Source organism: Pseudomonas sp. PDM01, from assembly GCF_014852325.1.
GTDB lineage: Bacteria > Pseudomonadota > Gammaproteobacteria > Pseudomonadales > Pseudomonadaceae > Aquipseudomonas > Aquipseudomonas migulae.
The window spans coordinates 101,994-126,316 of sequence record NZ_JACVBK010000012.1 but is presented as its reverse complement, the minus strand read 5'-3'; the positions used below and the strand labels follow the sequence as shown (position 1 = coordinate 126,316).

28 protein-coding genes are annotated in these 24,323 nt (G+C 59.8%); 15 read left to right on the top strand and 13 right to left on the bottom strand.

Annotated elements, in window-relative coordinates; all coding sequences use genetic code 11:
- The first annotated feature begins 95 nt into the window (after positions 1–95).
- From IB246_RS26345 to IB246_RS26320, 6 genes are read left to right on the top strand one after another with little or no spacing between them, the layout of a single operon-like run.
- Positions 96–3,014, top strand: coding sequence for a monovalent cation/H+ antiporter subunit A (locus IB246_RS26345; protein WP_008043759.1), 2,919 nt, complete (start codon positions 96–98; stop codon positions 3,012–3,014).
- The gene (locus IB246_RS26340; RefSeq protein WP_008029186.1) at positions 3,014–3,358 is read left to right on the top strand and encodes a Na+/H+ antiporter subunit C; all 345 of its coding nucleotides are present in this window, start codon (positions 3,014–3,016) and stop codon (positions 3,356–3,358) included. The genes IB246_RS26345 and IB246_RS26340 overlap by 1 nt, the downstream gene beginning before the upstream one ends.
- Entirely contained in the window at positions 3,355–5,040 is a 1,686-nt protein-coding gene (locus IB246_RS26335; protein ID WP_008043761.1) for a monovalent cation/H+ antiporter subunit D, read from the top strand. The genes IB246_RS26340 and IB246_RS26335 overlap by 4 nt, the downstream gene beginning before the upstream one ends.
- Entirely contained in the window at positions 5,037–5,525 is a 489-nt protein-coding gene (locus tag IB246_RS26330) for a Na+/H+ antiporter subunit E (RefSeq protein WP_008043764.1), read from the top strand. The genes IB246_RS26335 and IB246_RS26330 overlap by 4 nt, the downstream gene beginning before the upstream one ends.
- Positions 5,522–5,800, top strand: coding sequence for a K+/H+ antiporter subunit F (locus tag IB246_RS26325; protein ID WP_008029179.1), 279 nt, complete (start codon positions 5,522–5,524; stop codon positions 5,798–5,800). The genes IB246_RS26330 and IB246_RS26325 overlap by 4 nt, the downstream gene beginning before the upstream one ends.
- Positions 5,797–6,159, top strand: coding sequence for a Na+/H+ antiporter subunit G (locus IB246_RS26320; protein WP_008029177.1), 363 nt, complete (start codon positions 5,797–5,799; stop codon positions 6,157–6,159). Before IB246_RS26325 ends, IB246_RS26320 begins: the two co-directional genes overlap by 4 nt.
- Positions 6,160–6,261: 102 nt before the next feature.
- On the opposite strand, the gene IB246_RS26315 is transcribed toward IB246_RS26320, so the two are convergent.
- Entirely contained in the window at positions 6,262–6,699 is a 438-nt protein-coding gene (locus tag IB246_RS26315; protein WP_008043767.1) for a DUF3995 domain-containing protein, read from the bottom strand.
- A 91-nt stretch (positions 6,700–6,790) separates the two neighbouring features.
- Here IB246_RS26315 and IB246_RS26310 point away from each other — a divergent pair, with 91 nt between their 5' ends.
- The 3 genes from IB246_RS26310 to IB246_RS26300 all read left to right on the top strand — a co-directional run bounded on the left by IB246_RS26310 (position 6,791) and on the right by IB246_RS26300 (position 9,893).
- Entirely contained in the window at positions 6,791–7,177 is a 387-nt protein-coding gene (locus tag IB246_RS26310; RefSeq protein WP_008029173.1) for a DUF2946 domain-containing protein, read from the top strand.
- A gap of 85 nt (positions 7,178–7,262) precedes the next feature.
- Positions 7,263–9,395: a TonB-dependent receptor gene (locus IB246_RS26305; RefSeq protein WP_008043769.1), complete on the top strand. Its 2,133-nt coding sequence runs from the start codon at positions 7,263–7,265 to the stop codon at positions 9,393–9,395.
- Between the two features lie 66 nt (positions 9,396–9,461).
- Positions 9,462–9,893 carry a hypothetical protein gene (locus tag IB246_RS26300; protein WP_192230208.1) on the top strand — a complete coding sequence of 144 codons (432 nt, stop codon included), beginning with the start codon at positions 9,462–9,464 and terminating at the stop codon, positions 9,891–9,893.
- 15 nt (positions 9,894–9,908) lie between these two features.
- On the opposite strand, the gene IB246_RS26295 is transcribed toward IB246_RS26300, so the two are convergent.
- The 3 genes from IB246_RS26295 to IB246_RS26285 all read right to left on the bottom strand — a co-directional run bounded on the left by IB246_RS26295 (position 9,909) and on the right by IB246_RS26285 (position 11,712).
- Positions 9,909–10,922 carry an ABC transporter substrate-binding protein gene (locus IB246_RS26295; RefSeq protein ID WP_008044085.1) on the bottom strand — a complete coding sequence of 338 codons (1,014 nt, stop codon included), beginning with the start codon at positions 10,920–10,922 and terminating at the stop codon, positions 9,909–9,911.
- Positions 10,923–11,038: 116 nt separating this feature from the next.
- Entirely contained in the window at positions 11,039–11,242 is a 204-nt protein-coding gene (locus IB246_RS26290) for a hypothetical protein (protein ID WP_008035846.1), read from the bottom strand.
- Positions 11,242–11,712 (bottom strand): hypothetical protein, encoded by a 471-nt coding sequence (locus tag IB246_RS26285; protein ID WP_008035847.1) that lies wholly within the window; start codon positions 11,710–11,712, stop codon positions 11,242–11,244. The genes IB246_RS26290 and IB246_RS26285 overlap by 1 nt, the downstream gene beginning before the upstream one ends.
- Positions 11,713–12,125: 413 nt before the next feature.
- Here IB246_RS26285 and IB246_RS26280 point away from each other — a divergent pair, with 413 nt between their 5' ends.
- Positions 12,126–12,374 carry a hypothetical protein gene (locus IB246_RS26280; protein WP_008044086.1) on the top strand — a complete coding sequence of 83 codons (249 nt, stop codon included), beginning with the start codon at positions 12,126–12,128 and terminating at the stop codon, positions 12,372–12,374.
- A 158-nt stretch (positions 12,375–12,532) separates the two neighbouring features.
- Entirely contained in the window at positions 12,533–12,763 is a 231-nt protein-coding gene (locus tag IB246_RS26275; RefSeq protein ID WP_008044090.1) for a hypothetical protein, read from the top strand.
- Positions 12,764–12,935: 172 nt separating this feature from the next.
- Here IB246_RS26275 and IB246_RS26270 read toward each other — a convergent pair whose 3' ends face one another.
- Together IB246_RS26270 and IB246_RS26265 are read right to left on the bottom strand one after the other, a co-directional pair.
- Entirely contained in the window at positions 12,936–13,514 is a 579-nt protein-coding gene (locus tag IB246_RS26270) for a hypothetical protein (protein WP_008044092.1), read from the bottom strand.
- Positions 13,507–14,139, bottom strand: coding sequence for a hypothetical protein (locus IB246_RS26265; RefSeq protein WP_008044093.1), 633 nt, complete (start codon positions 14,137–14,139; stop codon positions 13,507–13,509). The genes IB246_RS26270 and IB246_RS26265 overlap by 8 nt, the downstream gene beginning before the upstream one ends.
- A 342-nt stretch (positions 14,140–14,481) precedes the next feature.
- On the opposite strand from IB246_RS26265, the gene IB246_RS26260 reads away from it, so the two are divergent.
- Positions 14,482–14,721: a DUF2789 domain-containing protein gene (locus IB246_RS26260; RefSeq protein ID WP_008044094.1), complete on the top strand. Its 240-nt coding sequence runs from the start codon at positions 14,482–14,484 to the stop codon at positions 14,719–14,721.
- Here the strand turns inward: IB246_RS26260 and IB246_RS26255 are convergent, their stop codons facing one another.
- From IB246_RS26255 to IB246_RS26245, 3 genes are all read right to left on the bottom strand, one after another.
- Positions 14,722–14,925 carry a hypothetical protein gene (locus IB246_RS26255; RefSeq protein WP_008035852.1) on the bottom strand — a complete coding sequence of 68 codons (204 nt, stop codon included), beginning with the start codon at positions 14,923–14,925 and terminating at the stop codon, positions 14,722–14,724.
- Positions 14,926–15,999: 1,074 nt separating this feature from the next.
- Positions 16,000–17,223: a methyl-accepting chemotaxis protein gene (locus tag IB246_RS26250; protein ID WP_412548152.1), complete on the bottom strand. Its 1,224-nt coding sequence runs from the start codon at positions 17,221–17,223 to the stop codon at positions 16,000–16,002.
- A gap of 581 nt (positions 17,224–17,804) precedes the next feature.
- Positions 17,805–18,209: a TraR/DksA family transcriptional regulator gene (locus IB246_RS26245; protein WP_007907888.1), complete on the bottom strand. Its 405-nt coding sequence runs from the start codon at positions 18,207–18,209 to the stop codon at positions 17,805–17,807.
- A gap of 372 nt (positions 18,210–18,581) precedes the next feature.
- On the opposite strand from IB246_RS26245, the gene IB246_RS26240 reads away from it, so the two are divergent.
- Entirely contained in the window at positions 18,582–19,193 is a 612-nt protein-coding gene (locus IB246_RS26240) for a glutathione S-transferase (RefSeq protein ID WP_008043540.1), read from the top strand.
- 78 nt (positions 19,194–19,271) lie between these two features.
- Here IB246_RS26240 and IB246_RS28785 read toward each other — a convergent pair whose 3' ends face one another.
- On the bottom strand, positions 19,272–19,580 hold the full coding sequence (locus tag IB246_RS28785; protein WP_223436898.1) for a hypothetical protein: 309 nt from the start codon (positions 19,578–19,580) through the stop codon (positions 19,272–19,274).
- Positions 19,581–19,755: 175 nt separating this feature from the next.
- Between IB246_RS28785 and IB246_RS26235 the strand changes: the two genes are divergently transcribed.
- Positions 19,756–20,439, top strand: coding sequence for a response regulator transcription factor (locus IB246_RS26235; RefSeq protein ID WP_008028105.1), 684 nt, complete (start codon positions 19,756–19,758; stop codon positions 20,437–20,439).
- Positions 20,417–21,811 carry a sensor histidine kinase gene (locus IB246_RS26230; protein ID WP_008043538.1) on the top strand — a complete coding sequence of 465 codons (1,395 nt, stop codon included), beginning with the start codon at positions 20,417–20,419 and terminating at the stop codon, positions 21,809–21,811. The genes IB246_RS26235 and IB246_RS26230 overlap by 23 nt, the downstream gene beginning before the upstream one ends.
- Positions 21,812–22,009: 198 nt before the next feature.
- Here IB246_RS26230 and IB246_RS26225 read toward each other — a convergent pair whose 3' ends face one another.
- The 3 genes from IB246_RS26225 to IB246_RS26215 are packed head-to-tail and all read right to left on the bottom strand — an operon-like array spanning position 22,010 to position 24,264.
- Positions 22,010–22,420 carry an SRPBCC family protein gene (locus IB246_RS26225; protein ID WP_008027266.1) on the bottom strand — a complete coding sequence of 137 codons (411 nt, stop codon included), beginning with the start codon at positions 22,418–22,420 and terminating at the stop codon, positions 22,010–22,012.
- Between the two features lie 27 nt (positions 22,421–22,447).
- Positions 22,448–23,245 (bottom strand): SDR family NAD(P)-dependent oxidoreductase, encoded by a 798-nt coding sequence (locus IB246_RS26220; protein ID WP_008043537.1) that lies wholly within the window; start codon positions 23,243–23,245, stop codon positions 22,448–22,450.
- Positions 23,246–23,247: 2 nt separating this feature from the next.
- Positions 23,248–24,264 (bottom strand): aldo/keto reductase, encoded by a 1,017-nt coding sequence (locus tag IB246_RS26215; protein WP_008043536.1) that lies wholly within the window; start codon positions 24,262–24,264, stop codon positions 23,248–23,250.
- Positions 24,265–24,323: the final 59 nt, after the last annotated feature.

Here is a 24,323-nt window from a genome sequence, read left to right as displayed (position 1 = left end):
CCGTCTACCTTGTAGGATTCTGCCACAGCTTGCCGTTTGGTGATCCGGGGACTGGCACGTATGATGCTTCACAAACTTCCGCAGATTAGAAGCCTATGTCCCTGATAGTTCTACTGCTTCTGCCCTTTGTCGGCAGCTGTCTGGCAGCCGTGCTGCCGCACAACGCGCGTAACACTGAATCTTTGTTGGCTGGCGTCGTTGCCCTCATAGGCACCGTCCAGGTCGCACTCCTGTACCCGCAGATCGCCGATGGTGGCGTCATTCGCGAAGAGTTTTTCTGGCTACCCAGCCTCGGCCTGAACTTCGTTCTGCGCATGGACGGGTTTGCCTGGCTGTTCTCGATGCTGGTGCTGGGCATCGGCACGCTGGTGTCGTTGTATGCCCGCTATTACATGTCGCCGGATGACCCGGTGCCGCGGTTCTTCGCGTTTTTCCTGGCGTTCATGGGCGCCATGCTCGGCCTGGTGATTTCCGGCAACCTGATCCAGATCGTGTTTTTCTGGGAGCTGACCAGCCTCTTTTCATTCCTGTTGATCGGCTATTGGCACCACCGCGCCGATGCGCGACGCGGCGCTTACATGGCGCTGATGGTCACCGGCGCGGGCGGTTTGTGCCTGTTGGCGGGGGTCATGCTGCTTGGCCATGTGGTCGGCAGCTATGACCTGGACAAGGTCCTGGCCGCCGGCGATCTGATTCGTGCACATGCCCTCTACCCTCTTTTGCTTCCCCTGATTCTGATCGGCGCCCTGAGTAAAAGCGCGCAATTCCCCTTCCACTTCTGGCTGCCCCACGCGATGGCGGCGCCGACACCGGTCTCTGCGTATCTGCACTCGGCGACCATGGTCAAGGCTGGGGTGTTTCTGCTGGCGCGGCTGTGGCCGTCGTTGTCCGGCAGTGAAGAATGGTTCTACATCGTCAGCGGTGCCGGTGCTTGCACCCTGTTACTCGGCGCGTACTGCGCGATGTTCCAGAACGACCTCAAAGGCCTGCTCGCGTACTCGACCATCAGCCACCTAGGCCTGATCACCCTGCTGCTGGGCCTGAACAGTCCACTGGCTGCCGTGGCCGCCGTGTTTCACATCCTCAACCACGCCACCTTCAAGGCGTCGCTGTTCATGGCCGCCGGGATCATTGACCACGAAAGCGGCACCCGCGACATTCGCAAACTCAGCGGCCTGATCAAACTGATTCCGTTCACCGCGACGTTGGCCATGGTCGCCAGTGCCTCGATGGCGGGCGTGCCATTGCTCAACGGTTTCCTGTCGAAAGAGATGTTCTTCGCCGAAACGGTATTCATCAACGCGACCGCCTGGATCGAGCTGACCCTGCCCATCGTCGCAACCATCGCCGGCACGTTCAGCGTTGCCTATTCACTGCGCTTCACGGTTGATGTGTTCTTCGGCCCGACCGCCACCGACCTGCCGCACACCCCGCACGAACCGCCACGCTGGATGCGTGCGCCGGTGGAATTGCTGGTGTTCACCTGCCTGATCGTGGGGATTTTCCCGGCGCAAGTGGTCGGCTCGTTACTGGCTGCCGCTGCCCTGCCCGTCGTTGGCGGCACCTTGCCTGAATACAGCCTGGCGATCTGGCACGGCTGGAACGCGCCGATGATCATGAGCCTGGTCGCCATGTCCGGCGGCATCGTGCTCTACCTGCTGCTGCGCAACCAATTCAAGCACGGGCGTTTCAAATACCCGCCGGTGATTGGCCTGTTCAACGGCAAGCGCCTGTTCGAGCGCAGCCTGGTGATCATGATGCGCCTGGCCCGTCGCCTGGAGCGGCGGATCAGCACCAGACGCCTGCAAACCCAGCTGTTCCTGATGGTGCTCGCCGCCGTGCTGGCCGGGTTGATCCCGATGCTGCACAGCAGCCTGAGCTGGGGTGACCGGCCGAAGATTCCGGGCTCGATCGTGTTCGTGACCTTGTGGCTGCTGGCGATTGCCTGTGCCCTCGGCGCGGCGTGGCAAGCCAAGTATCACCGGCTCGCGGCCCTGACCATGGTCAGCGTCTGTGGGCTGATGACCTGCGTCACCTTCGTCTGGTTCTCCGCGCCCGATCTAGCGCTGACGCAACTGGTGGTTGAAGTGGTGACCACGGTGCTGATCCTGCTGGGCCTGCGCTGGTTGCCGCGACGGATCGAAGAGGTCTCGCCGCTGCCGAGCAGCCTGCGCAAGGCACGCATCCGGCGTCTGCGCGACTTGCTGCTGTCGATCGCTGTCGGCGGCGGCATGGCGTTGCTGTCGTACGCAATGCTGACGCGCCAGACGCCCAACGATATTTCCTCGTTCTACCTCAGCCGAGCCCTGCCGGAAGGTGGCGGCAGCAACGTGGTCAACGTGATGCTGGTGGACTTCCGTGGCTTCGATACCCTCGGCGAAATCACCGTGCTGGTGGCTGTGGCGCTGACCGTGTTCGCGCTGTTGCGACGCTTCCGCCCGCCGAAAGAAAGCCTGCAACTGCCGGCGCAACAACGCTTGCTCGCGCCCGACGTGGTCACCGATCTGGTCAACCCGCGTCACGCCAGCGACACCGCGCTCGGTTTCATGATGGTCCCGGCGGTGCTGGTGCGCATGCTGTTGCCGATTGCGTTCGTGGTCTCGATCTACCTGTTCATGCGCGGCCACAACCAGCCGGGCGGCGGGTTTGTCGCGGGGCTGGTGATGTCGGTGGCGTTCATCCTGCAATACATGGTCGCCGGCACGCAGTGGGTCGAGGCACAAATGAGCCTGCGACCACTGCGCTGGATGGGCACCGGTTTGCTGTTCGCCACGGTCACCGGGCTCGGGGCGATGGCGGTCGGCTATCCGTTCCTGACCACCCACACCTGGCATGCCGAACTGCCGGTATTGGGCGACATTCACATTGCCAGCGCACTGTTCTTCGACATCGGCGTTTACTCGGTGGTGGTCGGCTCGACGCTGTTGATCCTCACTGCACTCGGCCACCAATCGGTACGCGGCCACAAAACCGCTGCCCAGCCCAGATCCGTCGCCACGAAAGGAGCCGTCTGATGGAAGAAGTCATCGCAATCGCCATCGGCGTACTGGCCGCGTCCGGTGTCTGGCTGGTGCTACGGCCACGGACGTTCCAGGTGGTCATGGGCCTGTGCCTGCTGTCGTACGGCGTCAATCTGTTCATCTTTAGCATGGGCAGTCTGTTCATCGGCAAAGAGCCGAACATCAAGGACGGCGTGCCGCAAGATCTGTTGCATTACACCGACCCGCTGCCACAAGCGCTGGTGCTGACCGCCATCGTGATCAGCTTCGCCATGACCGCGCTGTTTCTCGTCGTGCTGCTGGCTTCGCGTGGCTTGACCGGCACCGACCATGTGGATGGCCGGGAGCCTAAAGAATGAATGCAATGACGCACCTGATCGCCGCACCGATTCTGTTGCCGCTGCTGACCGCCGCCATCATGCTGATGCTGGGCGAGAAGCACCGCCCGCTGAAGGCTAAAATCAACCTGCTCTCCAGCCTCTTGGGGCTGGGCATCGCCGTGCTGTTGCTGCAATGGACGCAAACCACTGATGTGCCCGGCTCCATCGGCGTCTACCTGCCGGGCAACTGGCAAGTACCGTTCGGGATCGTGCTGGTGGTCGATCGCCTGTCCGCGCTGATGCTGGTACTGACCGGGATCATCGGCGTCAGCGCCCTGCTGTTCGCGATGGCCCGATGGGACGGCGCCGGTTCCAGTTTCCACGCGCTGTTCCAGATCCAGATGATGGGTTTGTATGGCGCGTTCCTGACGGCGGACCTGTTCAACCTGTTCGTGTTTTTCGAGGTGCTGCTGGCGGCATCTTACGGCCTGATGCTCCACGGTTCGGGCCGGGCGCGGGTGTCGTCGGGGTTGCATTACATCTCGATCAATCTGCTGGCCTCTTCGCTGTTCCTGATTGGCGCGGCGCTGATCTACGGCGTTACCGGCACGCTGAACATGGCTGACCTGGCGCTGAAAATCCCGCTGGTACCGGAAGCCGATCGCGGCTTGCTGCATGCCGGCGCGGCGATTCTCGCCGTGGCGTTCCTGGCCAAGGCCGGGATGTGGCCGCTGAATTTCTGGCTGGTGCCGGCCTATTCCTCGGCCAGTGCGCCGGTGGCGGCGATGTTCGCGATCATGACCAAGGTTGGCGTCTACACCTTGCTGCGCCTGTGGACTTTGCTGTTCTCCGGTCAGGCCGGCGCGTCGGCGTATTTTGGCGGCGACTGGCTGATCTACGGCGGCATGGCAACCATCGTCTGCGCCGCCGTGGCGATCCTCGCCGCGCAACGTCTGGAACGCATGGCCAGCCTGAGCATTCTGGTGTCGGCAGGGATTCTGCTGTCGGCCATCGGTTTCGCCCAGCCGAACCTGATCGGCGCGGCGCTGTTCTATCTCGTCAGCTCGACCCTGGCGTTGAGCGCGTTGTTCCTGCTGGCCGAGTTGATCGAACGTTCGCGTTCGGCCAACGAAATGCCACTGTTCGATGACGCCGACCTGATTGCGCGGCCGATGGAGCCCCTACAACCGCTCAAAGGCATCAACCTCGACGATGAACAAAAAGCCGTGGTCGGCCAGGTGATTCCCTGGACCATGGCCTTTCTCGGCTTGAGCTTCATCGCTTGCGCGTTGCTGATCATCGGCATGCCGCCGCTGTCCGGCTTTATCGGCAAACTCGGTTTACTGCACGCCCTGCTCAACCCGCTGGGCCTGGGCAATGGCGCGGATGAACCGGTGTCGAACGCCGCGTGGGGTTTGTTGGCGTTGCTGATTCTCTCCGGGCTGGCGTCGTTGATTGCCTTCTCGCGTCTGGGCATCCAGCGTTTCTGGACGCCTGAAGAACGGCCATCACCCTTGCTGCGACGGCTCGAATGTGTGCCGATTATTGCACTGTTGGGCCTGAGCATTCTGCTGACCTTCAAGGCCGAGCCGCTGCTGCGTTACACCCAGGCCGCCGCACAAACCTTGAACAATCCGCAGCAATACGTGATGGCGGTGCTTGGCACCCGGGCAGTTCCGAGTCCGGAAGCCAAAGCGGCCGTCGCGGAGGTGCAGCCATGAGGCGTCTGTTTCCTGCACCTTGGTTGTCGCTGGCGCTGTGGTTGTTGTGGCTGGTGCTGAACCTGTCGATAAGCCCCGGCAATCTGCTACTGGGCGCCGTACTCGGGTTTTGCGCGCCGTTGATGATGCGCAAGTTGCGCCCCCTGCCGATCCGCATTCGGCGTCCCGGTGTGATTCTGCGTTTGTTCTTGATCGTCGGTCGCGACGTGCTGGTCTCCAACCTTGCTGTGGCCTGGGGTGTCTTGAACGCCGGTCGACGCCCGCCGCGCTCGCGGTTCATCAAGGTGCCGCTGGATTTGCGCGACGCCAACGGCCTGGCGGCACTGGCGATGATCTGCACGGTGGTGCCCGGTACGGTCTGGTCCGAACTGGCGCTGGACCGCAGCATTTTGTTGCTGCACGTCTTCGATCTGGATGACGAAGCGCTGTTCATCGAGCATTTCAAGGTGACTTACGAACGCCCGTTGATGGAGATTTTCGAATGAGCCCGTTGCTGTCGAATGCGGTTCTGCTGAGCCTGTTCATTTTTTCGCTGGCGATGGTCCTGACCCTGATCCGCCTGTTCAAAGGGCCGTCGGCGCAGGACCGGGTTCTGGCGCTGGATTACCTGTACATCATCGCGATGCTGATGATGCTGACACTGGGTATTCGTTATGCCAGTGACACGTACTTCGAAGCGGCGCTGCTGATCGCGCTGTTCGGCTTCGTCGGCTCGTTTGCCCTGGCGAAATTCCTGCTGCGTGGCGAGGTGATCGAATGAACGCTGAACTGTCTCTGTGGGTGGAAATCCCGGTGGCGATCCTGCTGGTACTCAGCAGTGTTTTTGCGCTGATCGGGGCGATCGGGCTGGTGCGTATGAAGGATTATTTTCAACGCATGCACCCGCCGGCGCTGGCCTCGACATTGGGTGCGTGGTGCGTGGCGCTGGGGTCGATCATCTACTTTTCGGCGCTCAAGTCCGGGCCGGTGCTGCATGCCTGGCTGATCCCGATTCTGTTGGCGATTACGGTGCCGGTGACCACGCTGCTGCTGGCGCGGGCGGCGTTGTTCCGCAAGCGTATGGCGGGGGATGATGTGCCGGCCGAGGTGAGTAGTCGGCGGACTGAAAGCGGGAGTTAAATCCGGGGATTTGTGTTGATTATTCGGGCCTCATCGCCGGCAAGCCGGCTCCTACAAGGGGTTTGTGTTCACCTGTAGGAGCCGGCTTGCCGGCGATGCTTTTCAAATCCAGGCAACGACCAACAACCCCGCCCCCAACACCACACACAACGGCGAATACACCCACGTATCCAGCCGGGCAAATTCCGATCCCTTGACCTGCTTGAAAAACCCCACCAGGTGCGAATCGCCAATCGCCCGGGCGAACATCAGCATCGCGATGGCGCTGATCACCCATTGCAGCGATTGATGGGTCACCGCCGGCACCCACCAGCCAACGCGCAAACACACCAGCGCTGCAATCAGCAGCAATCCGAAAGCCACCAATAACGTCAGCCACCTCGAAGGCTTGAATGCGGGTCGCGATTGCGCGCCGTCCTCCCCCGGCACTTGCGGCACGGCCGCCACGAAAGCCCACTGGCCACCCAGCGCCCAGTAGACATGTATCAGGCTTATCACCGCGAAGATCGTCACCAGCCACTGAGCCAACACAAACGTCATGTCGAGGATCCTTGAAAGTGAATTAACAGAATCATCCTAGTCGGCATTTTTAGAAGTGCGCGGCTGATCAACGGTGGTAAAGTGCCACCCCATGAAACTCGCCCGGACCGATCGCTCACTCATTGCATGGATGCTTTATTGCTGCGTCCTGTTCAATGTGTTCGCCTGCAGCATCGGTCACGGGCAAATGGTCGGGGCGCAGCTCAACGGCCTCGGTGGCCAGTTCTGTACGGTTGACCCGCGCACTCAGGCACCTGCGTCCTCAAACACGTCCGAAGAGCAACTGCCGACACTGTCGAAAGCCTTCGGCTGCCCGTTGTGCTCCACCGGAGGCATGGGCCCGGCGCTCAATTCCAGCCTGACCCTGGCGATCCTCCCGCAAACACACAGTCCACCCTTGGCGGTCGTCGCCAACGCTGACCTCCCTGCCCGCTTCACCTGGCCTTCGGCCAACCCCCGCGCCCCGCCGTTCGCCTGAATCCTTCGCCATTCAATCAGCTCACTTCGCCAACGCGAGGCGTTCGCCTGTGCGCTGTTTCCTAGCAAGCATTCAGGATTCATCGATGAAAACCATTCCTTTGCTGGCCAGCCTGATCGGCTGCCTGTCCGTTAACGCCTGGGCACAATCCACAGTGGACCTCGCACCAATCACCATTGATGGCGAAGCCATCGCCGAGCCGGGTCTGAGCCTGGACCAATCCAGCGGGATGGCCTCGCGCCTGGGGCTGAGCGTGCGTGAAACCCCGGCGTCGGTGGCGATTGCCAACCGCAACGACATCGAACGCCACGGCGCGCAGAACTTCCAGGACGCCGCCAACACCTTGCCCGGCGTGAATGCCAGTGCGCCGCCGGGTTTCGGCGGGTTCGTTTCCTACCGTGGTTTCACCAGCAGCCAGATCACCCAGATGTTCAATGGCGTGAACGTCTCCGGCGGCCTTGCCCGGCCCGTGGATGCGTGGATCTATGATCGGGTGGAGCTGGTGGGCGGCCCGTCATCGCTGATCAATGGCGCCGGCTCCGTGGGCGGTTCACTGAACTACGTGACCAAACTGGCGACCCGTGAAGAGCAAGCGGTCGAAGGCCGGGTCAGCTACGGCAGTTACGACACCACCGAGACCGCGTTCGGCCTTAATCACGCGCTCAGTGAAGCCAGCGCGGATGTGCAGCACTACGCGCGGCTGGATGTCAGCCACAACACCGGCAACGGCTACATTGATCGCCAGGAGCGCGATGCGTGGAGCGTGGCGTTTTCGCTGCTCAGTGACCTGACGCCAAACCTGTCCCACACCCTGGCCCTGGAATATCAGGATGAACACGAAGACAGTCCGTACTGGGGCACGCCGGTGCTGAATCCCAAGGCCGGTGAACTGAAGATCGACAAGCACAACCGCTTCAACAACTACAACGTCGAGGACGGCCGTTACGAGCAGCGTACGATCTGGGTGCGCTCGATCATCGATTACCGGATCAACGACAGCACCACCCTGCGCAACACGCTTTATCACCTCGACAGTCAGCGCGATTACCGCAACCTGGAAACCTATCAGTACAGCGCCAACAACCGCGCGGTGAACCGTTCCACGGCGTATCAGGTGCGCCATCAGGGCGAGCAGAACGGCAACCAGTTCGAACTGCGTCACGACAACACGTTGTTTGGCCTGGACACCACCTGGTCCGGCGGTTTCGAGTACAAGGTCAACCAGACCACCAATTCGCCGCTGAACGTCAAAGGCGCGAGCACGGTCAACCCGAACAACTTTCAGCCGGGACATTTCTACGACATCCCGGGCACCCGGCCGGGGTTTGTCAGCGACAAGACCAACGAAGTCACCACCAAGGCACTGTTCGCCGAGAACCGCCTGGCGCTGACCGATAAATTGTCGTTGCTGACCGGCCTGCGTTACGACGACATCGATCTGGACGTGACCAACCACCGGGAAGTGACCGCCAGCAATCCACGTCATCTCAAACGTAGCTGGGAACCTGTGACTGGGCGCGTCGGTCTGACCTACCAGTTCATCCCAGACGCCAACGTCTACGTGCAATACAGCACCGCCGCCGAACAACCCAACGGCACGCAGGATTTTGATGTCTCGACCGGCAAGCAATGGGAAGTCGGCAGCAAATTCGACTATCTGGACGGGCGCGGTTCGGCGACGCTGGCGGCGTACACGATTGAGCGCAAAGACTTCGCGGTGACCGATCCGCTGGACCCGACGCTAAGCATTCCCGTGGGCCAGCAGACGTCCAAAGGCATCGAACTGGCCAGTTCGCTGCGGATCACCGACAAGCTGTTGGCCGAAGGTAACTTTGCCTGGGTTGACGCTCAGTACGACGAGTTCACCGAGAAGAATGCTGCGGGTGTGGTGGTTTCACGCAAGGGCAACACACCGACCAACGTGCCGGACCGGGTCGGCAATCTGTGGCTGACCTATGACTTTGCGCCGCAATGGCAAGGAGGTGTCGATGCGCGGTACGTCGCCTCGGTGTTTGCCGACAGCGCCAACACGATGACCGTGCCGTCTTACACGCTTTACGGCACGTTTCTCAGCTACAAGGTCGATCGGCACACCACCGTCACTGGCCGGGTACGCAACCTGACCAACGAGGTGTATGCCGAGTTTGCGCACGTGTCGCCGGCGTATTACCTGGGTACACCGCGGACTTTCGAACTGGCGGTGCAAACCCGGTTTTAGTGCTCGATCCACACTCCCTGTAGGAGCCGGCTTGCTGGCGATGAGGCCCGAAAGTTTTGCATCGGTTTGGAGGTCGCCATCGCCAGCAAGCTGGCTCCTACAAGGGATGTTGTGGCAGGCCTGAACAAGGTGAACAACACGACCCACTGTAGGAGCCGGCTTGCCGGCGATGAGGCCCGAGCGTTCTGTATCGAATTGAAGGTCGTTATCGCCAGCAAGCTGGCTCCTACAAGGGATGTTGTGGCTGGCCTGAATAAGGTGAACAACACGACCCACTGTAGGAGCCGGCTTGCCGGCGATGAGGCCCGAGCGTTCGGCATCGATTTCGAGGTCGCCATCGCCAGCAAGCCGGCTCCTACAAGGGATGTTGTGGCTAGCCTGAATAAGGTGAACAACACGACCCACTGTAGGAGCCGGCTTGCTGGCGATGAGGCCCGAGCGTTCTGCATCGAATTGGAGGCCGCCATCGCCAGCAAGCTGGCTCCTACAGTCCGGTGATATCAGCGGCACCCATCATTTCAAATCGGCGGAGACTTTATCCGCCACGTCCTTCGGCAGCCACGCCTGCCACACATCCGGGTGCGCCTTCATGAACGCCTCCGCCGCCTGGCGCGGTGGAGTGTGTTTCTCGCTCATATCAGCCAGCGCCTTGTTCAACGGGCCGATGGGGAAATCGACCTTGCTGAAGAACTCGGCAATCTGCGGATATTGTTTCTGGAACGGTGTGGACACCCCAATCGACAGCTTCGAGGGCAGTGAGCGCGTCGGTTTCGGATTGGGGTTGTCGGCGTCGGTCAGGGTTTTCCAGGCTTCGGCATCGAACGGCGGTTCTTCCAGCTGAACCAGTTTGAAGCGCCCGAGCAAGGGCGTAGGCGACCAGTAATAGAACAGGACCGGCTTGCCACGACGGATCGACGAACTGATTTCCGCATCCAGCGCCGCCCCGGAGCCGCTGCGAAAGTTCACATAGCTGTCGTTCAAGCCATAGGCCGTGAGCTTCTGCTTGTTGACCACCTCCGAGGTCCAGCCGATCGGGCTGTTGAGGAAGCGCCCCTTGCCCGGGCTTTCCGGGTCACTGAACACGTCCTTGTATTTCGGCAGGTCACTGACACTGCGCAAGCCGGGGGCCAGCGGTTTGATCCCCTTGGCCGGATCGCCCTTGATCACGTATTCGGGCACCCACCAGCCTTCGGTGGCGCCCTTCACCGTATCGCCAAGACTCGCGACTTTGCCTTCGGCTTCAGCCTTGACCCAGACCGGGCTGCGACCGGCCCATTCTTCGCCAATGACCTGAATGTCATTGTTGGCCAGGGCGGTTTCCAGGGTGATGGTCGTTCCCGGCAAGGTATCGGTCTGCAGCCCGTAGCCCTTCTCGACAATGATCCGCAGGATATCGGTGATCAGACTGCCGCTTTCCCAGTTCAGGTCGGCGAAGTGGATCGGCGCCTGGGCGGCGAATACGGGAATGGGTGAACCCAGACCGAAAGCGACCAGAACAGTGGCCAGCAACCGTCGAAATCCGTTCATGCTTTTGCACCTCGTGCTGTTCACAGCAATAGCAGGATGGCCTGATAAAGACCGCGAGCCTCAAAATACTCAGTCAACTGACTGTAGTAGAGGTTCCTGCTTTCGAGGGGCGAGGATTATTTTTCGGAAATTTCCTGCAAGCGCGCCAGCTCTCTTCTGACCATGCTGGCGTATTCCGCCGGGCGTAACGTGTAGATCTGCGACGCCACCCACCCCAGCCAGGCCCCTTGCAGGATGGCCTTCTGTTCGAACAGTCGCTGGGCCTCCACCTGGGCGCTGGCCTGGTTCTGTATGTGAAAATCGGCGCGGGTCAGGGGCATTACTCGCTGGCCTTGAAGGTTACCAGTTCACCCTTGCGCCACTTGGCGGCCTTGGCCGTCACGGCTTTCAGGGTTTTGGTCAGGCCTTCCTGCAATTGTTGGTGGGCGGCGAATACCATCACCACGCTGTGACCTTCCTTGAACACGATCCCGTGACCGTCGGCGGTGGTCACGAACGCGTAATCGCCCAAGCCATACACCGTCAGTTTGATTTCACGGAACTTGATGTCCAGCTTGCCGCCTTCGCGACTGGGCAAAACCGAAGCGCTGAAATGATCGCCGACTTTAAGTTTCAGGCCTGGCTTGTCGTCCACCACCAGTGCTGATTCGGTGTCGATCTCGGCAATGTAAATGCCTTCGGCGTTCTGTTCGGTGATGTAAACAAAACGTGACTGGAACTGCTTGACCAGCTTTGCGCGCAAATCACCCAGCACGAACAAAGCATGCATATCGAGATTACTTACTGCCAAGGAAACATCCCCACATCTGAAAATGATGCCGCACGCCTGCAAACAGCGCACAGCAGAAAAAAGCGGCAATGCCGAAGGTGTCGCCAAATGACCCGTGTTGAAATCCTGAAACGAGCAGAGGGCTCATTCATCGCGAGGCGTAAGAAGACTAATGGAAAGTCACTCGCGTCGTCTTGCCTGGAGTTCGTCAGAGGTTGAAGGAAAAAGCCCTTCTGACTGCCAGAAAAAACGGATTACCAACCTTAGGGAAAAAACTCTTTAAAAAAAGCACTTTTCCGACATATCGCCGGCAAAAAATTGCTTTAGATAACCATCAATCGCCCACCAGTGACGGTGATTCTAGAGCAGCGATGCTCTTCGAGACTACCCAAAACGATGTACACACGTCGGCAAAATAACGAAAAGGACTTCATATGTGCACCCTGACACACTTCACCCGTCCCCTCGCGCCTTACTCAAGCAACCCGTCGACGCTCTACGCGGCGGGGTTTCAACACCCTGAACTTGACCCTGAAACGCTTGCCACACCGCGTTTTCAGGTTGTTCTGGCCGGTAATGCGTTTTTCCACATCAAAGAAATTTCCACTGGCCATGTCAGGGGTTTCCGCAGCGACCACAACGAAGCATGCGCGCTCGCCCGCCAGCTCGAATTACATCGCTAAGCGCTACGCTCAGTCCCTTCTTATAGACGTTTCGTCATGCCGACGACTTAACTCAGCCGTCGGCAGGCAACTACTGCCATACTGCCGAACCAATGAAACCCGTTCCCAAGTCGGACGGCGTTCAACACAACAGGATATTTCCAGGGGAAGGCTGCTACGTGACGGAATTTGATATCGGTGAATTTTTTATCCGGGGCGAAGCCAGAGAAGTCGAAGGCGAATTCCAGGCGGTCATTGTCATGCGCGCCAAACCGCCGCTGACCACGGTGTCGTATCACCAGGTCGAGAAGGATCGTTGGTTCAAAACCTCGGACGTCGCCGAAATCGCCGCAAAGGAAGCCGCCAAGGCACTGAAGCTTGCGGTCGATGATGGGGCATTGAAAGCCTGAAATGGGGGTGGACAAGTCCGGGAGCCGGCGCTGGACAGCGCGATTTTCATGACCGCCAGCGCGCTGTATCAGGCCAGAACGGGCCTCGCCGACAAGGTCGGCACCTCGGCCCGAGAGGTGTCAGCGGCGTGCCAACCTTGCACAGGTTGCACGCCGTCATATCGACAATCGATCAGATCAGCTTGCGCTTGACCGCTTCATCCAATGTGCTTTGGGTCAAGTGCTTGAGCAACACGTCCCCTCGTTCATTGAACGGCGCCCCGACAATCAGCAGAATCTGCAACCAGGTGCGAGTGCTCTCCTGCTTGACGATTTTGCCCAGCACGTTGCCTTCCTGATCCTTGAACACCGTTTCCAGCGTGAAGGTATTGCTGTACGTAGTCGGGATCACAAAAAACGTGAATCCCGTCAGCCAGGCACTGGCGATATTGCCTTGTTCGTTGTTGGTCAACGTACTCGTGACGTACAAGTTCGAGTCAACTTTGTCCGTGGTCACGCTTTTGAACTGTCCGGATTCCTTGAAGGTTTCCAGCATGTTCTTTTCCACCAGCGCCGCATTGTCCCCGGCGCCCGACAGTTCGCCGTTGAACTTCTGCTGAATGGTCACGTGCAGATAAGCACTGGGCTTGTCTTGCCGGGCCTGGGCCGGTGGCCACTGATCCACCGGTGGCAAGTTGTGCTGGGAGTAGGAAATGCAGCCCGTCAGGGCGCTGCTGGCCATCAACAGCAAAACCAAAAGGTACTTATTCATGTGCAGCCAATTCCTTTGACACTGTACGCAGTTGAGGGGTGGCACCGGCCAGCAATTGAGCGATCAATTCGCGCAGCTGAGTACCGCCCAGGCGGGGATTGAGATAATCGGCATTCCACATGCCGACATTCTTGTCGAGCTTCACCTTCTCGACCGACCTGGCCAGTTGCTTGCCCTGACGGTCTTCGATGATCAGTTCACCCGCGAGGTCGTATTTGTCGACGTAAATCGGACCGTCGACCCAGATCCAGAGGGTCAAGGTCAACAGCGCACCTGGAAGGTAAGCCGGGTGCATGGTGCGTTTGCCTGCCAGCGAGGTCAGGTTGAACTTGAGCACCACGTCGTCCTCACCGGCCTTGGCCGGGAACGCCACGATTCGCTTGAAGTAATCGCTTTTGTCGACATAGACGCTGATCTGCTCGGTCAACTGTTGGCTGCCGGCGACACGCACCTTGTCGTCCAGATCGGGGGCGGAAATCACGACGTCGCTGATCTCGGCACTACGATCAAGGGTGGATGGCGCGGGGTTCAAGGGTTCGCCAATGGGGCCCAGCGGTGTGAACGACACACAACCAGTCAGCGACAGGCCAAGCGCGATGGCCATCAGATAAACAAGACGCTTCACTGCTTACATCCTTTTCATACGGGATCGGGGACGCGTCGACTCGAAAGAAAATCGCGCAAGGGATGGGCAATTCAGCACTGAAAGGCGGAAATCCTGGGGGAGCGAGTGTCGCCTACATCCTTGTTCGAACTCTTTGAATGGCGGCTCTGTGACGCCAAAAACGCGACAGCATCGTAATCGTTGAGGCCCCGACAGACAATAGCCCATTGCCATCATTGTGGCGATTCCGGAGAAAGCTGCTAAACCCCTATCGAACTCTTAGTGCGCGGCTCCCTCAGATGCAATGACACTGCATTGCCGATTCCACACTCGATGCGACTGAATGACCTCAAGGAGATGCAGATGGATTCACCTACACACGACTTGAAAGGCTTGTTCGACCAACTCGGCCTGGACTCCAGCGAGAAGGCCATCGACGACTTCATCGCCAGGCATTCGCCTATGCCCGATGATAAAAAGCTCATAGATGCCGAGTTCTGGACGCCGCAGCAGGCCGGTTTCCTGAAAGAACAATTGCGTGAGGACGCTGATTGGTCACGGGTGGTTGATGACCTGAATCTGCGTATGCATCAGGTTCACTAGTCAATGCAGGCTGTCGGGGGCTTCGGCGCTTAATTGGGCCAACCAGGCAGCCTTGCACTCCTCCGCTTCATCGCGACGGGAGAATGCCGTCCCCCGGCGTTCGCCGTTCAGCAGCACGACCCAGCAGACGCTCTGCCCCTGCGCTCGCAAACTGGCGGGCACACCGCTGCCGATCATGACGGCGACATCGACTTTGCTTTGCATGCTGACCTCTTTGACTTCATTAGCAACCTAACTATGAAGGTATGGTAATGAGTTCATGTGTGAGGAAACAGCGACTGTGTTGCATAGATTAATTGCTGGAATCGCAATAATGTTGGGGGTTGGGGTGTATATCCGTTGCTGCGGTAACGGCGGCTATTGGTTTCGCCCTTACGGCGAGTCACTTGGAAAAGCCCCAAGTAACCAAGGGCTCTTGCCCCTTTCGTTCGGTGCCTCGCTGTGGCTCGGCATGCCCTCGCTCCGGTCCTGCTCCGTGGGCCCGCCGCCATCGGCCATCCATGGCCGGGGGCGGCTAACCCGGCATCCATGCCGGGTTGCCCACTGCGCAGAACCTGCGCTCGGCCTCTCGAGGGGGCGCTCAGATCAAAAGCGGAAGGCGAGCTAACGCTCGGCCTGATGAGTGGTGAAAATCAAAAGCAAACGCGATTCCCTGTAGGAGCCGGCTTGCCGGCGAAAAACGTCTGGGCAACGCGTTCATTCAGACAGTACGCGTTATCGTTGACGTCCATCGCCAGCAAGCTGGCTCCTACAGGGGAAATGCATAGGTGTCTGGAGAAATACAATCCCTTGTAGGAGCCGGCTTGCTGCGGGCGGCGTTCCGACGATAGCGGTGGGTCAGTCGACGTTTGTATTGGCTGGACGGACGCCATCGCCAGCAAGCCGGCTCCTACAGGGGATCGGTGTACATGTCCGGAATGAGTGAACGCAGCAGTGAAGCAGAACGCGTACGCAAATGAGCCAGGTCGGCTTTCAGGCCGCCTCGGCGGCTGTGGCGGTAGTCGCCCCCTCGAGAGGCCGAGCGCAGGTTCTGCGCAGTGGGCAACCCGGCATGGATGCCGGGTTAGCCGCGCACGGCCAAGGATGGCCGATCGCGGCGGGCCCACGGAGCAGGACCGGAGCGAGGGCATGCCGAGCCTAGGCGAGGCACCGAACGAAAGGGGCAAGAGCCCTTTGGTTACTTTGGGGCTTTTCCAAAGTGACTCGCCGTAAGGGCGAAACCAATAGCCGCCATTACCACAGAAACGGATATACACACGCCCCCTAATACAATGCCTATCAACGAGCACCCTGCGGCTTATACCCCAACCGCAAACCACCCCAATGCCGTCCCTTGAGCATGATCGGCACCGAAAGATCGTGCATCAACTCCCCCGTGTCCCGCGTATAGGTTTGCAACAAAACAGCCTGTTGATGGCTGCCACAACGAATCCCGGTGCGGTCGGCAAATTTGCGTTTGGTGCGGTTTTGCAGCGTATCGACCTGCGCATCACCAGTCAGTGGCTGACTGAAAACCTTGTTATGGGTCGGCACATAACCTTGCTGTGTGCAGGCGATGGCAAACACCAGGCCTTCATGGCGCGGCAGCAACGGTTCCTGAATCGCCGGCAAAACCTTATCGGTGTAGCGGTCGAAACGGGTCTGGTACTTGGCCGGACTGGTGTCAGGAATGGCCTGATAACTGCGGTCGAACAAGTCATCGAGACTGACAAGCCCCTGGTCGATATCCGCCTCGAAGCGTGCCGTAATCTGATGCGCGCCTTCGCGGGCCAGGTCATAAATCCGCTGGTGATAGTCATCCAGTCCGACCTCGGCCAGACGCTCGCTGATGGTTTCGGCCTGACCTTCCATTTGCACCGCGGCTTGCGCCAGACGCTGAGTCTGTTGATCGCTGATCGCCAGATCGCTGCGCATCTGTTCGATGGCGTGAAACAGGCTGTCGAGTTGTTCGCGGTTGGTGTCGGCACCCTTGGCGATTTCGCCGACCTGACTTTCGACGCCTGCCGCCAGGCGGGCAATGTTTTCCAGGTGCTGGCCAGTGTGCTCGACCTGATGGACACCGATGTCGAGGTCGCTGGACAGCTGCCGGATCTGCTCCACCACTTGCGCGGTGCGTTGCTGGATATCGGCAACCATCTCGCCGACTTCGCCGGTCGCCGTCGCTGTGCGCGCGGCCAGGCCGCGAACCTCGTCGGCGACGACTGCGAACCCGCGACCGTGCTCCCCGGCTCGGGCCGCTTCGATGGCCGCGTTCAATGCCAGCAGATTGGTCTGGCTGGCAATGGACTGGATCACCAGCGTGACCCGCTGTATATCGTCGCTGCGCAGGCTCAGGGCTTCGATCAGCTCACGACTGTTGCTCGCGCGCTGACTGAGTTGATGCATGCGGGTGATGGATTCGACCAGCTCCGTGCGCCCTGCCGCGCTGCTCTGATGCGCTTCGCTGGCGGCACTGAGGGCCGTTCGACTGAGTGTCGAGGTGGCTTGTTCGGTGGCGATCATCACTTCGGCATTGCTGACAATCTGTGCCGCGGCACCGAGTTGCGATTGCAGTTTGTCGGCCAGTTGCTTGACCGAAAAGGCCACGCCGGCGGCCGACAAGGCGTTATGACTGGTGGTGTAGGAAAGATCGCGAGTCAGTTCGGCGATGGCGCCGGAGTTGTCGGCAGATGGTTCTAAGGGAATGGCACGAGAACGTAGCCGAGGTAGCCAGATAATCAGGACGGCCAACGGCAAGCCAACGTAAAGCGGCCAGCCACCCAGCGTCATGCCGCACAGCAAGAGCATCAGGGCGATGCTTTGCAGCGTCGGCGTCAGCCAGCGGGTCTTCGGTGCAAACACTGGTGCAGGCAATGCCCCAACCAGAGATCCGTCTCTCGTCATCTTCGTCACCCCATGCGTCTTCTAATTGTTGTGACTGCATTAAACGCCACTAGAGGGCCATTATCCATGGTCCATTAGTAGTGGTCGTTGCAGCAGATCAATAGAAGTGCGCGAGGTTTTTCGCAGACGAAAAAAAGCATCGCGGGCAAGCCTTACTCCTTCAGGAGTGAGGCTTGCCCGCGATGCGGGGCGCTACGAAATCAGGCCTGACGCTGGTGCTTGTCGATCTGTTCGTGACGCTCTTGCGCTTCGATGCAGTACTTGGTGGTTGGACTGATCAGCAGACGCTTCAGGCCAATGGCCTCGCCGCTGTCGTCGCACCAGCCGAAGCTGTCTTCCTTGATGCGCTCCAGCGCCTGTTCCAACTGAGGCAGCATGCGCTGGTCGCGATCGATCGCGTTCACCAGCCAGGTGCGCTCTTCTTCGACAGAAGCTGCGTCAGCCGGATCGGCCGGGGTGTCCAGGCTTTCGATGGCGATGCGGTTCTGTTCGATGCGCTCATGGGTTTCGACTTTCATGTTCTGCAACAGCTCAGAGAAAAAAGCATGTTGCTCGGCATTCATGTAGTCATCCGCCGGCATGGCCAGCAACTTGTCCTTTGTCATTGATATCTCTATAAAAAAACGTGCATTAAGGCGAATTAGGGAGCGTTCCGGCGGACCTGGTCTGGTCATCGGAAAGGCGCCGTTTATTCCAAGCGCCACCCGGCACTCAATTTACGAGGGGCGGCAGTCTAAGGCCGACTTGAGGCCTCAGCAACTGAAAAGACAGCGAATTTGTCCGACAAAGCCCCGAAAGTGCTCTATGTCAGCCTTTACGGTGGTTATCGGAGTGCGTTTATAGCAAGAAATTCAACCGAGCGGCTGTATATAGAAGACAAATGGCCTCAACGGCTGTGTTTATCGAGCGCATTTGCAGGGCAATGAACCTCAGCTAAGGTTGTCCTCCCGAAATGGCAAATCTTGAGGAGAGGTTCAATGAAGCTGATCGGCATGCTGGATTCGCCCTACGTGCGACGCGTTGCCATTTCCGCCAAACGCCTGGGCATCGACCTCGATCATCAGTCGGTTTCGGTGTTTCGGCACTTCGAGCAGTTCCAGCAGATCAACCCGGTGGTCAAGGCGCCGACGTTGGTGCTGGATGACGGCGAGGTGTTGATCGACTCGACGTTGATCATCGATTACCTGGAGGCACTCGCCGGACCGGGTAACAGCCTGATGCCAGAGGACCTGAACCAACGCCTGCGCTCGTTACGCTTGATCGGCCTGGCGTTGGCAGCCTGCGAGAAGTCGGTGCAGCTTTATTACGAACGCAACCTGCGGCCCGCGGAAATTCAGTTCGAACCGTGGGTGGAACGGGTCGAGGGGCAATTGGCGGCCGCGTATTCGGCACTGGAACGGGAGCTGGAACTGCGACCGTTGAAGACTGACGGTTCGATTGATCAGGACGGGATTACATTGGCGGTGGCCTGGAGCTTTACCCGTCTGGTGGTGCCGGATCAGGTGGATGCCTGGCAGTTTCCGCTGATCAGTGCGTTTACCGACTATGCCGAGGGGCTTGAGGCGTTTGTGAGTACACCGATTGAATAGTGTTGCACCTGACAGCAGGAGAACGCGGTTTACTGTAGGAGCGAGCCTGCTCGCGATTTTTTATGCATTGCAGATGAGCTACTTGCGTTTGTAGCTCTTATTACCGCTGGGTGTCAGGCAATACACCCCGCCTCGTGGGCCGGTGCAAAACGAACCTGAGCCGCAAGTGCAGCCATCGGAGCTCTGCAATAAGGTTTGCGGGCGAGCCTGGCTTGAACCGCCATAAAGTGCCGAGCAGCTTTTCTTCGAGGCGCTGATAGAGCCGTCATTACACAGGAACAGGTCGCCATCACAACGATCGATACCGCCCTTCTTCCCCGAACACGGAGTGTTTCCCGCCAAGGCACTCCCGCTGATGACACACAGCAACAACACAACAATCGACATCCCGCCACGGCGAATCAAAGTGCGCACAGTCGAACTCCCTTTCAAGGTTATGGCCAGATGATATCAATGTTCCGGGCCGCTCCATGAGCCACATGAAAGTTAATTTAAAAAGTCGCCGGCATTTCTTGGCAGAATGCCCACACACTTGCCTTGAACTGACTATCAGGTCCGCCCTATGACCCGCATCTTGACCATCGAAGACGACGCCGTGACCGCCCGGGAGATCGTCGCCGAACTCAGCAGCCACGGCCTCGACGTGGATTGGGTCGACAATGGCCGTGAAGGTCTGGAGCGCGCGGTCAACGGCAACTATGACTTGATCACCCTCGACCGCATGTTGCCCGAGCTCGATGGCCTGGCGATCGTCACGACGCTGCGGACCATGGGCGTGGCGACGCCGATCCTGATGATCAGCGCCCTCTCCGATGTCGATGAACGCGTGCGCGGTTTGCGTGCCGGCGGTGACGATTACCTGACCAAACCGTTTGCCACCGATGAAATGGCCGCCCGCGTCGAAGTGCTGCTGCGCCGGCAAAACACCGTGACCGCCCAGGCCACCACGCTGCGGGTCGCGGACCTGGAACTGAACCTGATCAGCCACGAAGCCAGCCGCGACGGCCAGTTGCTGACGCTGTTGCCCACCGAGTACAAGTTGCTGGAATTCCTGATGCGCAATACCGGGCAGATTCTGTCGCGGATGATGATTTTCGAAGAGGTCTGGGGTTATCACTTCGACCCCGGCACCAACCTGATCGACGTGCACATCGGCCGCCTGCGCAAGAAGATCGACCCGCCCGGCAATGTCCCACTGATTCGGACCGTGCGAGGCTCGGGTTATGTCATTGCCGAACCCCTCTAAAGGCTGGCGCTCTTCCAGCAGCCGGTTGCTGGCGCTCTACAGTTCGCTGTTCGTGCTCTGGAGCGGGATTCTCATGGGGGTCATGTATTACGAGGTGTCCGCCTACCTGGACAACCTGGCCAAGCACTCGCTGATGCAACGTCAGCATTTGTTTTCACGCTTTTCCGGCGAGCAACTGCTGGACGCCCTCGCCGTCAGCATGACCTTCGATATTCGCGGCATCGATGCCTACGGCCTGTTCGATGCCGAGCATCGCTACCTCAACGGTGCCCTGCGCCACATTCCTAAAGGTTTGCCGCTGGACGGCAAGATCCACATGCTCAGCGACTGCGCCGACTCCGATGACCCGACGCTGCCCGCCGACAGCTGCGACGCCGTGGCGACCCAGACACGGGACGGTCGCTGGCTGATTCTGGTACGCGACAACGGTTCGCTGTTCGCCGTGACCCGCATCATTCTGCACGCGTTGTTCTGGGGCGTGACCCTGACCATTTTGCCGGGCATCGTCGGATGGCACCTGTTGCGCCGTCGACCGTTGCGACGCATTCGTGGGATTCAGGCCAGCGCCGAAGCGATTGTTGCCGGTGACCTGACCCGACGTTTGCCGCTGTCCAATCGCCGCGACGAACTGGACATGCTCGCCGCCATCGTCAATGCCATGCTCGAACGCATCGAGCGTTTGATGAACGAGGTCAAGGGCGTGTGCGACAACATCGCCCACGACTTGCGCACGCCGCTGACCCGCTTGCGGGCGCAGTTGTACCGCATGCAGCAACAGGCTGGCGAAGGGTCGGCAGAAGCGACACAACTCGATTCGGTGCTCGCCGAAGCGGATACGCTGATGGCGCGTTTTCGCGGGTTGCTGCGGATCTCCGAGCTGGAGGATCGCCAGCGGCGTTCCGGTTTTGTGCAGCTGGATCCGGTGCCGTTGTTGCAGGAGCTGCACGACTTTTATCTGCCGTTGGCGGAAGAAGGCGAACTGACGTTCAAGCTGCAATTGCCTGACACTCTGCCGCCATTGAACGGCGACCGGGCGTTGCTGTTCGAGGCGGTGGCCAACCTGTTGAGCAACTCGATCAAATTCACGCCGCCGGGGGGCGAGGTGATTTTGCGCGGGATCAACGAAGGTGGGCATACGCGGATCGAAGTGCTTGACTCCGGCCCCGGCATTGCGCTGGCCGAGCGCGAGGCGGTGTTTCAGCGCTTCTATCGCGCCGAGGGCGGCAATCAGCAAAGCGGCTTCGGGCTGGGCTTGTCGATCGTCGCGGCGATTGTCAACCTGCATGGGTTTACGCTCGAAGTGGGTGACAGCGAATCGGGCGGCGCACGGTTGGTGCTCGATTGCCGACAGAGCCTGATTGCCCAGACTTGACACAGCCCCCCCTGTAGGAGCCGGCTTGCTGGCGATGGCGATTTCACGGACGCCATCGCCAGCAAGCCTGGCTCCTACAGAATTGGGGAGATGTTCGGGATATTGGGTTAACACAAAACCTGTAGGAGCCGGCTTGCCGGCGATGGCGATTTTGCGGACGCCTTCGCCGGCAAGCCTGGCTCCTACAGGGGATCGGGTTTACACGGGGTAGTTGGCCCGCAGGGCTTCCAGGCCACCCTGGTAAATTCCGGCAAACAACGCCGCCACTTCTTCCTCGGTCACACCGACCGGTGCAAACCGCCCCGACCAGGTCACCCGGGCGCCCTCGCCCTGCGCTTCAACGCGGATCGTCGCCAGGTAATCAGTCGCCGGAAACGGTGCCTGCAAAATCGAGTAGCTATACGTCTTCCCGGCGTTATCAAACGACTCAAGCCGTTCCACCACTACCGCGCCATCGGCGGTTTGCAGACTGCGCACACGCCCGCCTTCGCTCAGTTCGCTTTTGGGAATGAACGGCAGCCAGTCCGGCAGCGAGTTGAAGCCACCGATCAATTGCCAAACCTTGTCGGCCGAAGCCGGGATGTCGATAAACGCTGATGCAGTTGCCATGCAGTCCTCTCTCCTCAATAAAAAAATTCAGATCGCCAGGCTGTCGACGACACCGCCGTCGACTCGAAGGGCGGCACCGGTCGTGGCCGATGACAGCGGTGAAGCGATGTAAGCCACCAGGTTGGCGACTTCCTCGACGTCTGCCACGCGCTGGATGATCGACGTCGGCCGGGCCTTGCGCACGAACGCATCGGCTTCTTCGCGCACACTGCGCCCCGATTCGGCCGTGGCATCCTTGAGCATCTGCTCCAGACCATCGGTCAACGTCGGGCCTGGCAGGATCGCATTCACCGTCACGCCCGTGCCCGCCAGCCGTTTGGCCAGGCCATGAGACACCGCGAGGTTGGCGCTTTTGGTTACGCCGTAGTTGAGCATGTCCGCCGGGATCGCAATCCCGGATTCCGAGGACAGGAAAATCACCCGCCCCCAGCCCTGCTTGACCATGTCCGGCACGTAATGCCGCGACAGGCGCACACCGGAGATCACGTTGACCTCATAGAACCGCGTCCACTCGATGTCCGGCGTGTCGAAGAAATCCACCTCGTTGAAGATCCCGAGGTTGTTCACCAGAATGTCCGCTCGCGGCTCGGCGACGAACAACTGCTCAGCACCTTCGGCGGTGCCGAGGTCCGCGGTCAGGCCACGCAGTTGCGCGCCCGGCACGCTCTGGCGGATGCTCGCCAGCGCCTGCTCGACCTTGGCCGTCTCGCGGCCGATCACCACCACCGTCGCACCGGACTCGGCCAGTGCCTTGCTGATGCCCAGGCCAATGCCGGCGGTGCTGCCGCTGACGATGGCGAGTTTTCCAGTCAGATCGATCTTCATGCTCAAACTCCTGCGAGGGGTAATGGAGCGCGTTCGGACACCAGTTTCGCGTCGCGCATGGCTTGCCAGAATGCAGCGGGAATGGCGGCTGACAACGCAGCCACATCTTCAGCAATCCGGCCCGGACGGCTGGAACCTGGTATCACGGCAGCAACGGCCGGGTTAGCGAGGGAGAACTGCAACGCAGCGGCCTTGATGTCGACGCCATGAGCCGCTGCGATACGTTTGATCTGCTCGACTTTATGGATGATCGCCGGGCTGGCCTTCTGGTATTCGAAATGCGCACCGCCGGCCAGAATCCCCGAGCTGTAGGGACCACCGACCACGATCTCGACATTCTGCGCCAGCGCGGCATCCATCAGGCGTTGCAGGGCACGGTCGTGATCAAGCAGCGTGTAGCGGCCCGCCAGCAGAAAACCGTCCGGCTGGGCTTCGGTCAGGTCGAGGGTCAGCTCACACGGCTCGACCTTGTTCACGCCCAACCCCCATCCTTTGATCACGCCTTCTTCGCGCAAACGGGTCAACACTTTGAACGCGCCGGTGCGGGCCTGGTTGAAGTATTCCAGCCATTGATCACCGTAGAAGTCCTGCGCGATGTCGTGGACCCAAACGATGTCCAGACGATCGGTTTGCAGACGCTTGAGGCTGTCTTCGATGGAACGCATCGTCGCGTCGGCGCTGTAATCGTTGACGATCTTGTTCGGGCGGCCGTGCTCGAACACGCCGCTCTTCTCACCCAGATCACGGGCGGCTGCGTCTTCGACTTCATCCAGAATCACCCGCCCGACCTTGCTGCTCAGCACATAATCGTCGCGGTTGTATTGGGACAGCGCGGCGCCCAAGCGAATTTCCGACAGGCCCGAACCGTAAAACGGTGCGGTATCGAAGTAGCGCACGCCGGCATCCCAGGCCGCGTGCACGGTCGCCAGCGCTTCTTCTTCAGGGATGGCGCGGAACATGTTGCCCAATGGGGCGGTACCGAAACCCAGGGTGCCGGGCAGTTTGTCTTTCAAACTCATGAAAAAAGTCCTCTCGAATGTCTCGTAAACCTGTAGGAGCCGGCTTGCTGGCGATGGAT

What these genes read in the sequence shown, in the direction of transcription:
- IB246_RS26345 (WP_008043759.1), top strand. Translation starts at nt 96, where the DNA reads ATGTCCCTGATAGTTCTACTGCTTCTGCCCTTTGTCGGCAGCTGTCTG.
- IB246_RS26340 (WP_008029186.1), top strand. Translation starts at nt 3,014, where the DNA reads ATGGAAGAAGTCATCGCAATCGCCATCGGCGTACTGGCCGCGTCCGGT.
- IB246_RS26335 (WP_008043761.1), top strand. Translation starts at nt 3,355, where the DNA reads ATGAATGCAATGACGCACCTGATCGCCGCACCGATTCTGTTGCCGCTG.
- IB246_RS26330 (WP_008043764.1), top strand. Translation starts at nt 5,037, where the DNA reads ATGAGGCGTCTGTTTCCTGCACCTTGGTTGTCGCTGGCGCTGTGGTTG.
- IB246_RS26325 (WP_008029179.1), top strand. Translation starts at nt 5,522, where the DNA reads ATGAGCCCGTTGCTGTCGAATGCGGTTCTGCTGAGCCTGTTCATTTTT.
- IB246_RS26320 (WP_008029177.1), top strand. Translation starts at nt 5,797, where the DNA reads ATGAACGCTGAACTGTCTCTGTGGGTGGAAATCCCGGTGGCGATCCTG.
- IB246_RS26315 (WP_008043767.1), bottom strand. Translation starts at nt 6,699, where the DNA reads ATGACGTTTGTGTTGGCTCAGTGGCTGGTGACGATCTTCGCGGTGATA.
- IB246_RS26310 (WP_008029173.1), top strand. Translation starts at nt 6,791, where the DNA reads ATGAAACTCGCCCGGACCGATCGCTCACTCATTGCATGGATGCTTTAT.
- IB246_RS26305 (WP_008043769.1), top strand. Translation starts at nt 7,263, where the DNA reads ATGAAAACCATTCCTTTGCTGGCCAGCCTGATCGGCTGCCTGTCCGTT.
- IB246_RS26295 (WP_008044085.1), bottom strand. Translation starts at nt 10,922, where the DNA reads ATGAACGGATTTCGACGGTTGCTGGCCACTGTTCTGGTCGCTTTCGGT.
- IB246_RS26290 (WP_008035846.1), bottom strand. Translation starts at nt 11,242, where the DNA reads ATGCCCCTGACCCGCGCCGATTTTCACATACAGAACCAGGCCAGCGCC.
- IB246_RS26280 (WP_008044086.1), top strand. Translation starts at nt 12,126, where the DNA reads ATGTGCACCCTGACACACTTCACCCGTCCCCTCGCGCCTTACTCAAGC.
- IB246_RS26270 (WP_008044092.1), bottom strand. Translation starts at nt 13,514, where the DNA reads ATGAATAAGTACCTTTTGGTTTTGCTGTTGATGGCCAGCAGCGCCCTG.
- IB246_RS26260 (WP_008044094.1), top strand. Translation starts at nt 14,482, where the DNA reads ATGGATTCACCTACACACGACTTGAAAGGCTTGTTCGACCAACTCGGC.
- IB246_RS26255 (WP_008035852.1), bottom strand. Translation starts at nt 14,925, where the DNA reads ATGCAAAGCAAAGTCGATGTCGCCGTCATGATCGGCAGCGGTGTGCCC.
- IB246_RS26250 (WP_412548152.1), bottom strand. Translation starts at nt 17,223, where the DNA reads ATGATCGCCACCGAACAAGCCACCTCGACACTCAGTCGAACGGCCCTC.
- IB246_RS26245 (WP_007907888.1), bottom strand. Translation starts at nt 18,209, where the DNA reads ATGACAAAGGACAAGTTGCTGGCCATGCCGGCGGATGACTACATGAAT.
- IB246_RS26240 (WP_008043540.1), top strand. Translation starts at nt 18,582, where the DNA reads ATGAAGCTGATCGGCATGCTGGATTCGCCCTACGTGCGACGCGTTGCC.
- IB246_RS28785 (WP_223436898.1), bottom strand. Translation starts at nt 19,580, where the DNA reads ATGTCGATTGTTGTGTTGTTGCTGTGTGTCATCAGCGGGAGTGCCTTG.
- IB246_RS26235 (WP_008028105.1), top strand. Translation starts at nt 19,756, where the DNA reads ATGACCCGCATCTTGACCATCGAAGACGACGCCGTGACCGCCCGGGAG.
- IB246_RS26230 (WP_008043538.1), top strand. Translation starts at nt 20,417, where the DNA reads ATGTCATTGCCGAACCCCTCTAAAGGCTGGCGCTCTTCCAGCAGCCGG.
- IB246_RS26225 (WP_008027266.1), bottom strand. Translation starts at nt 22,420, where the DNA reads ATGGCAACTGCATCAGCGTTTATCGACATCCCGGCTTCGGCCGACAAG.
- IB246_RS26220 (WP_008043537.1), bottom strand. Translation starts at nt 23,245, where the DNA reads ATGAAGATCGATCTGACTGGAAAACTCGCCATCGTCAGCGGCAGCACC.
- IB246_RS26215 (WP_008043536.1), bottom strand. Translation starts at nt 24,264, where the DNA reads ATGAGTTTGAAAGACAAACTGCCCGGCACCCTGGGTTTCGGTACCGCC.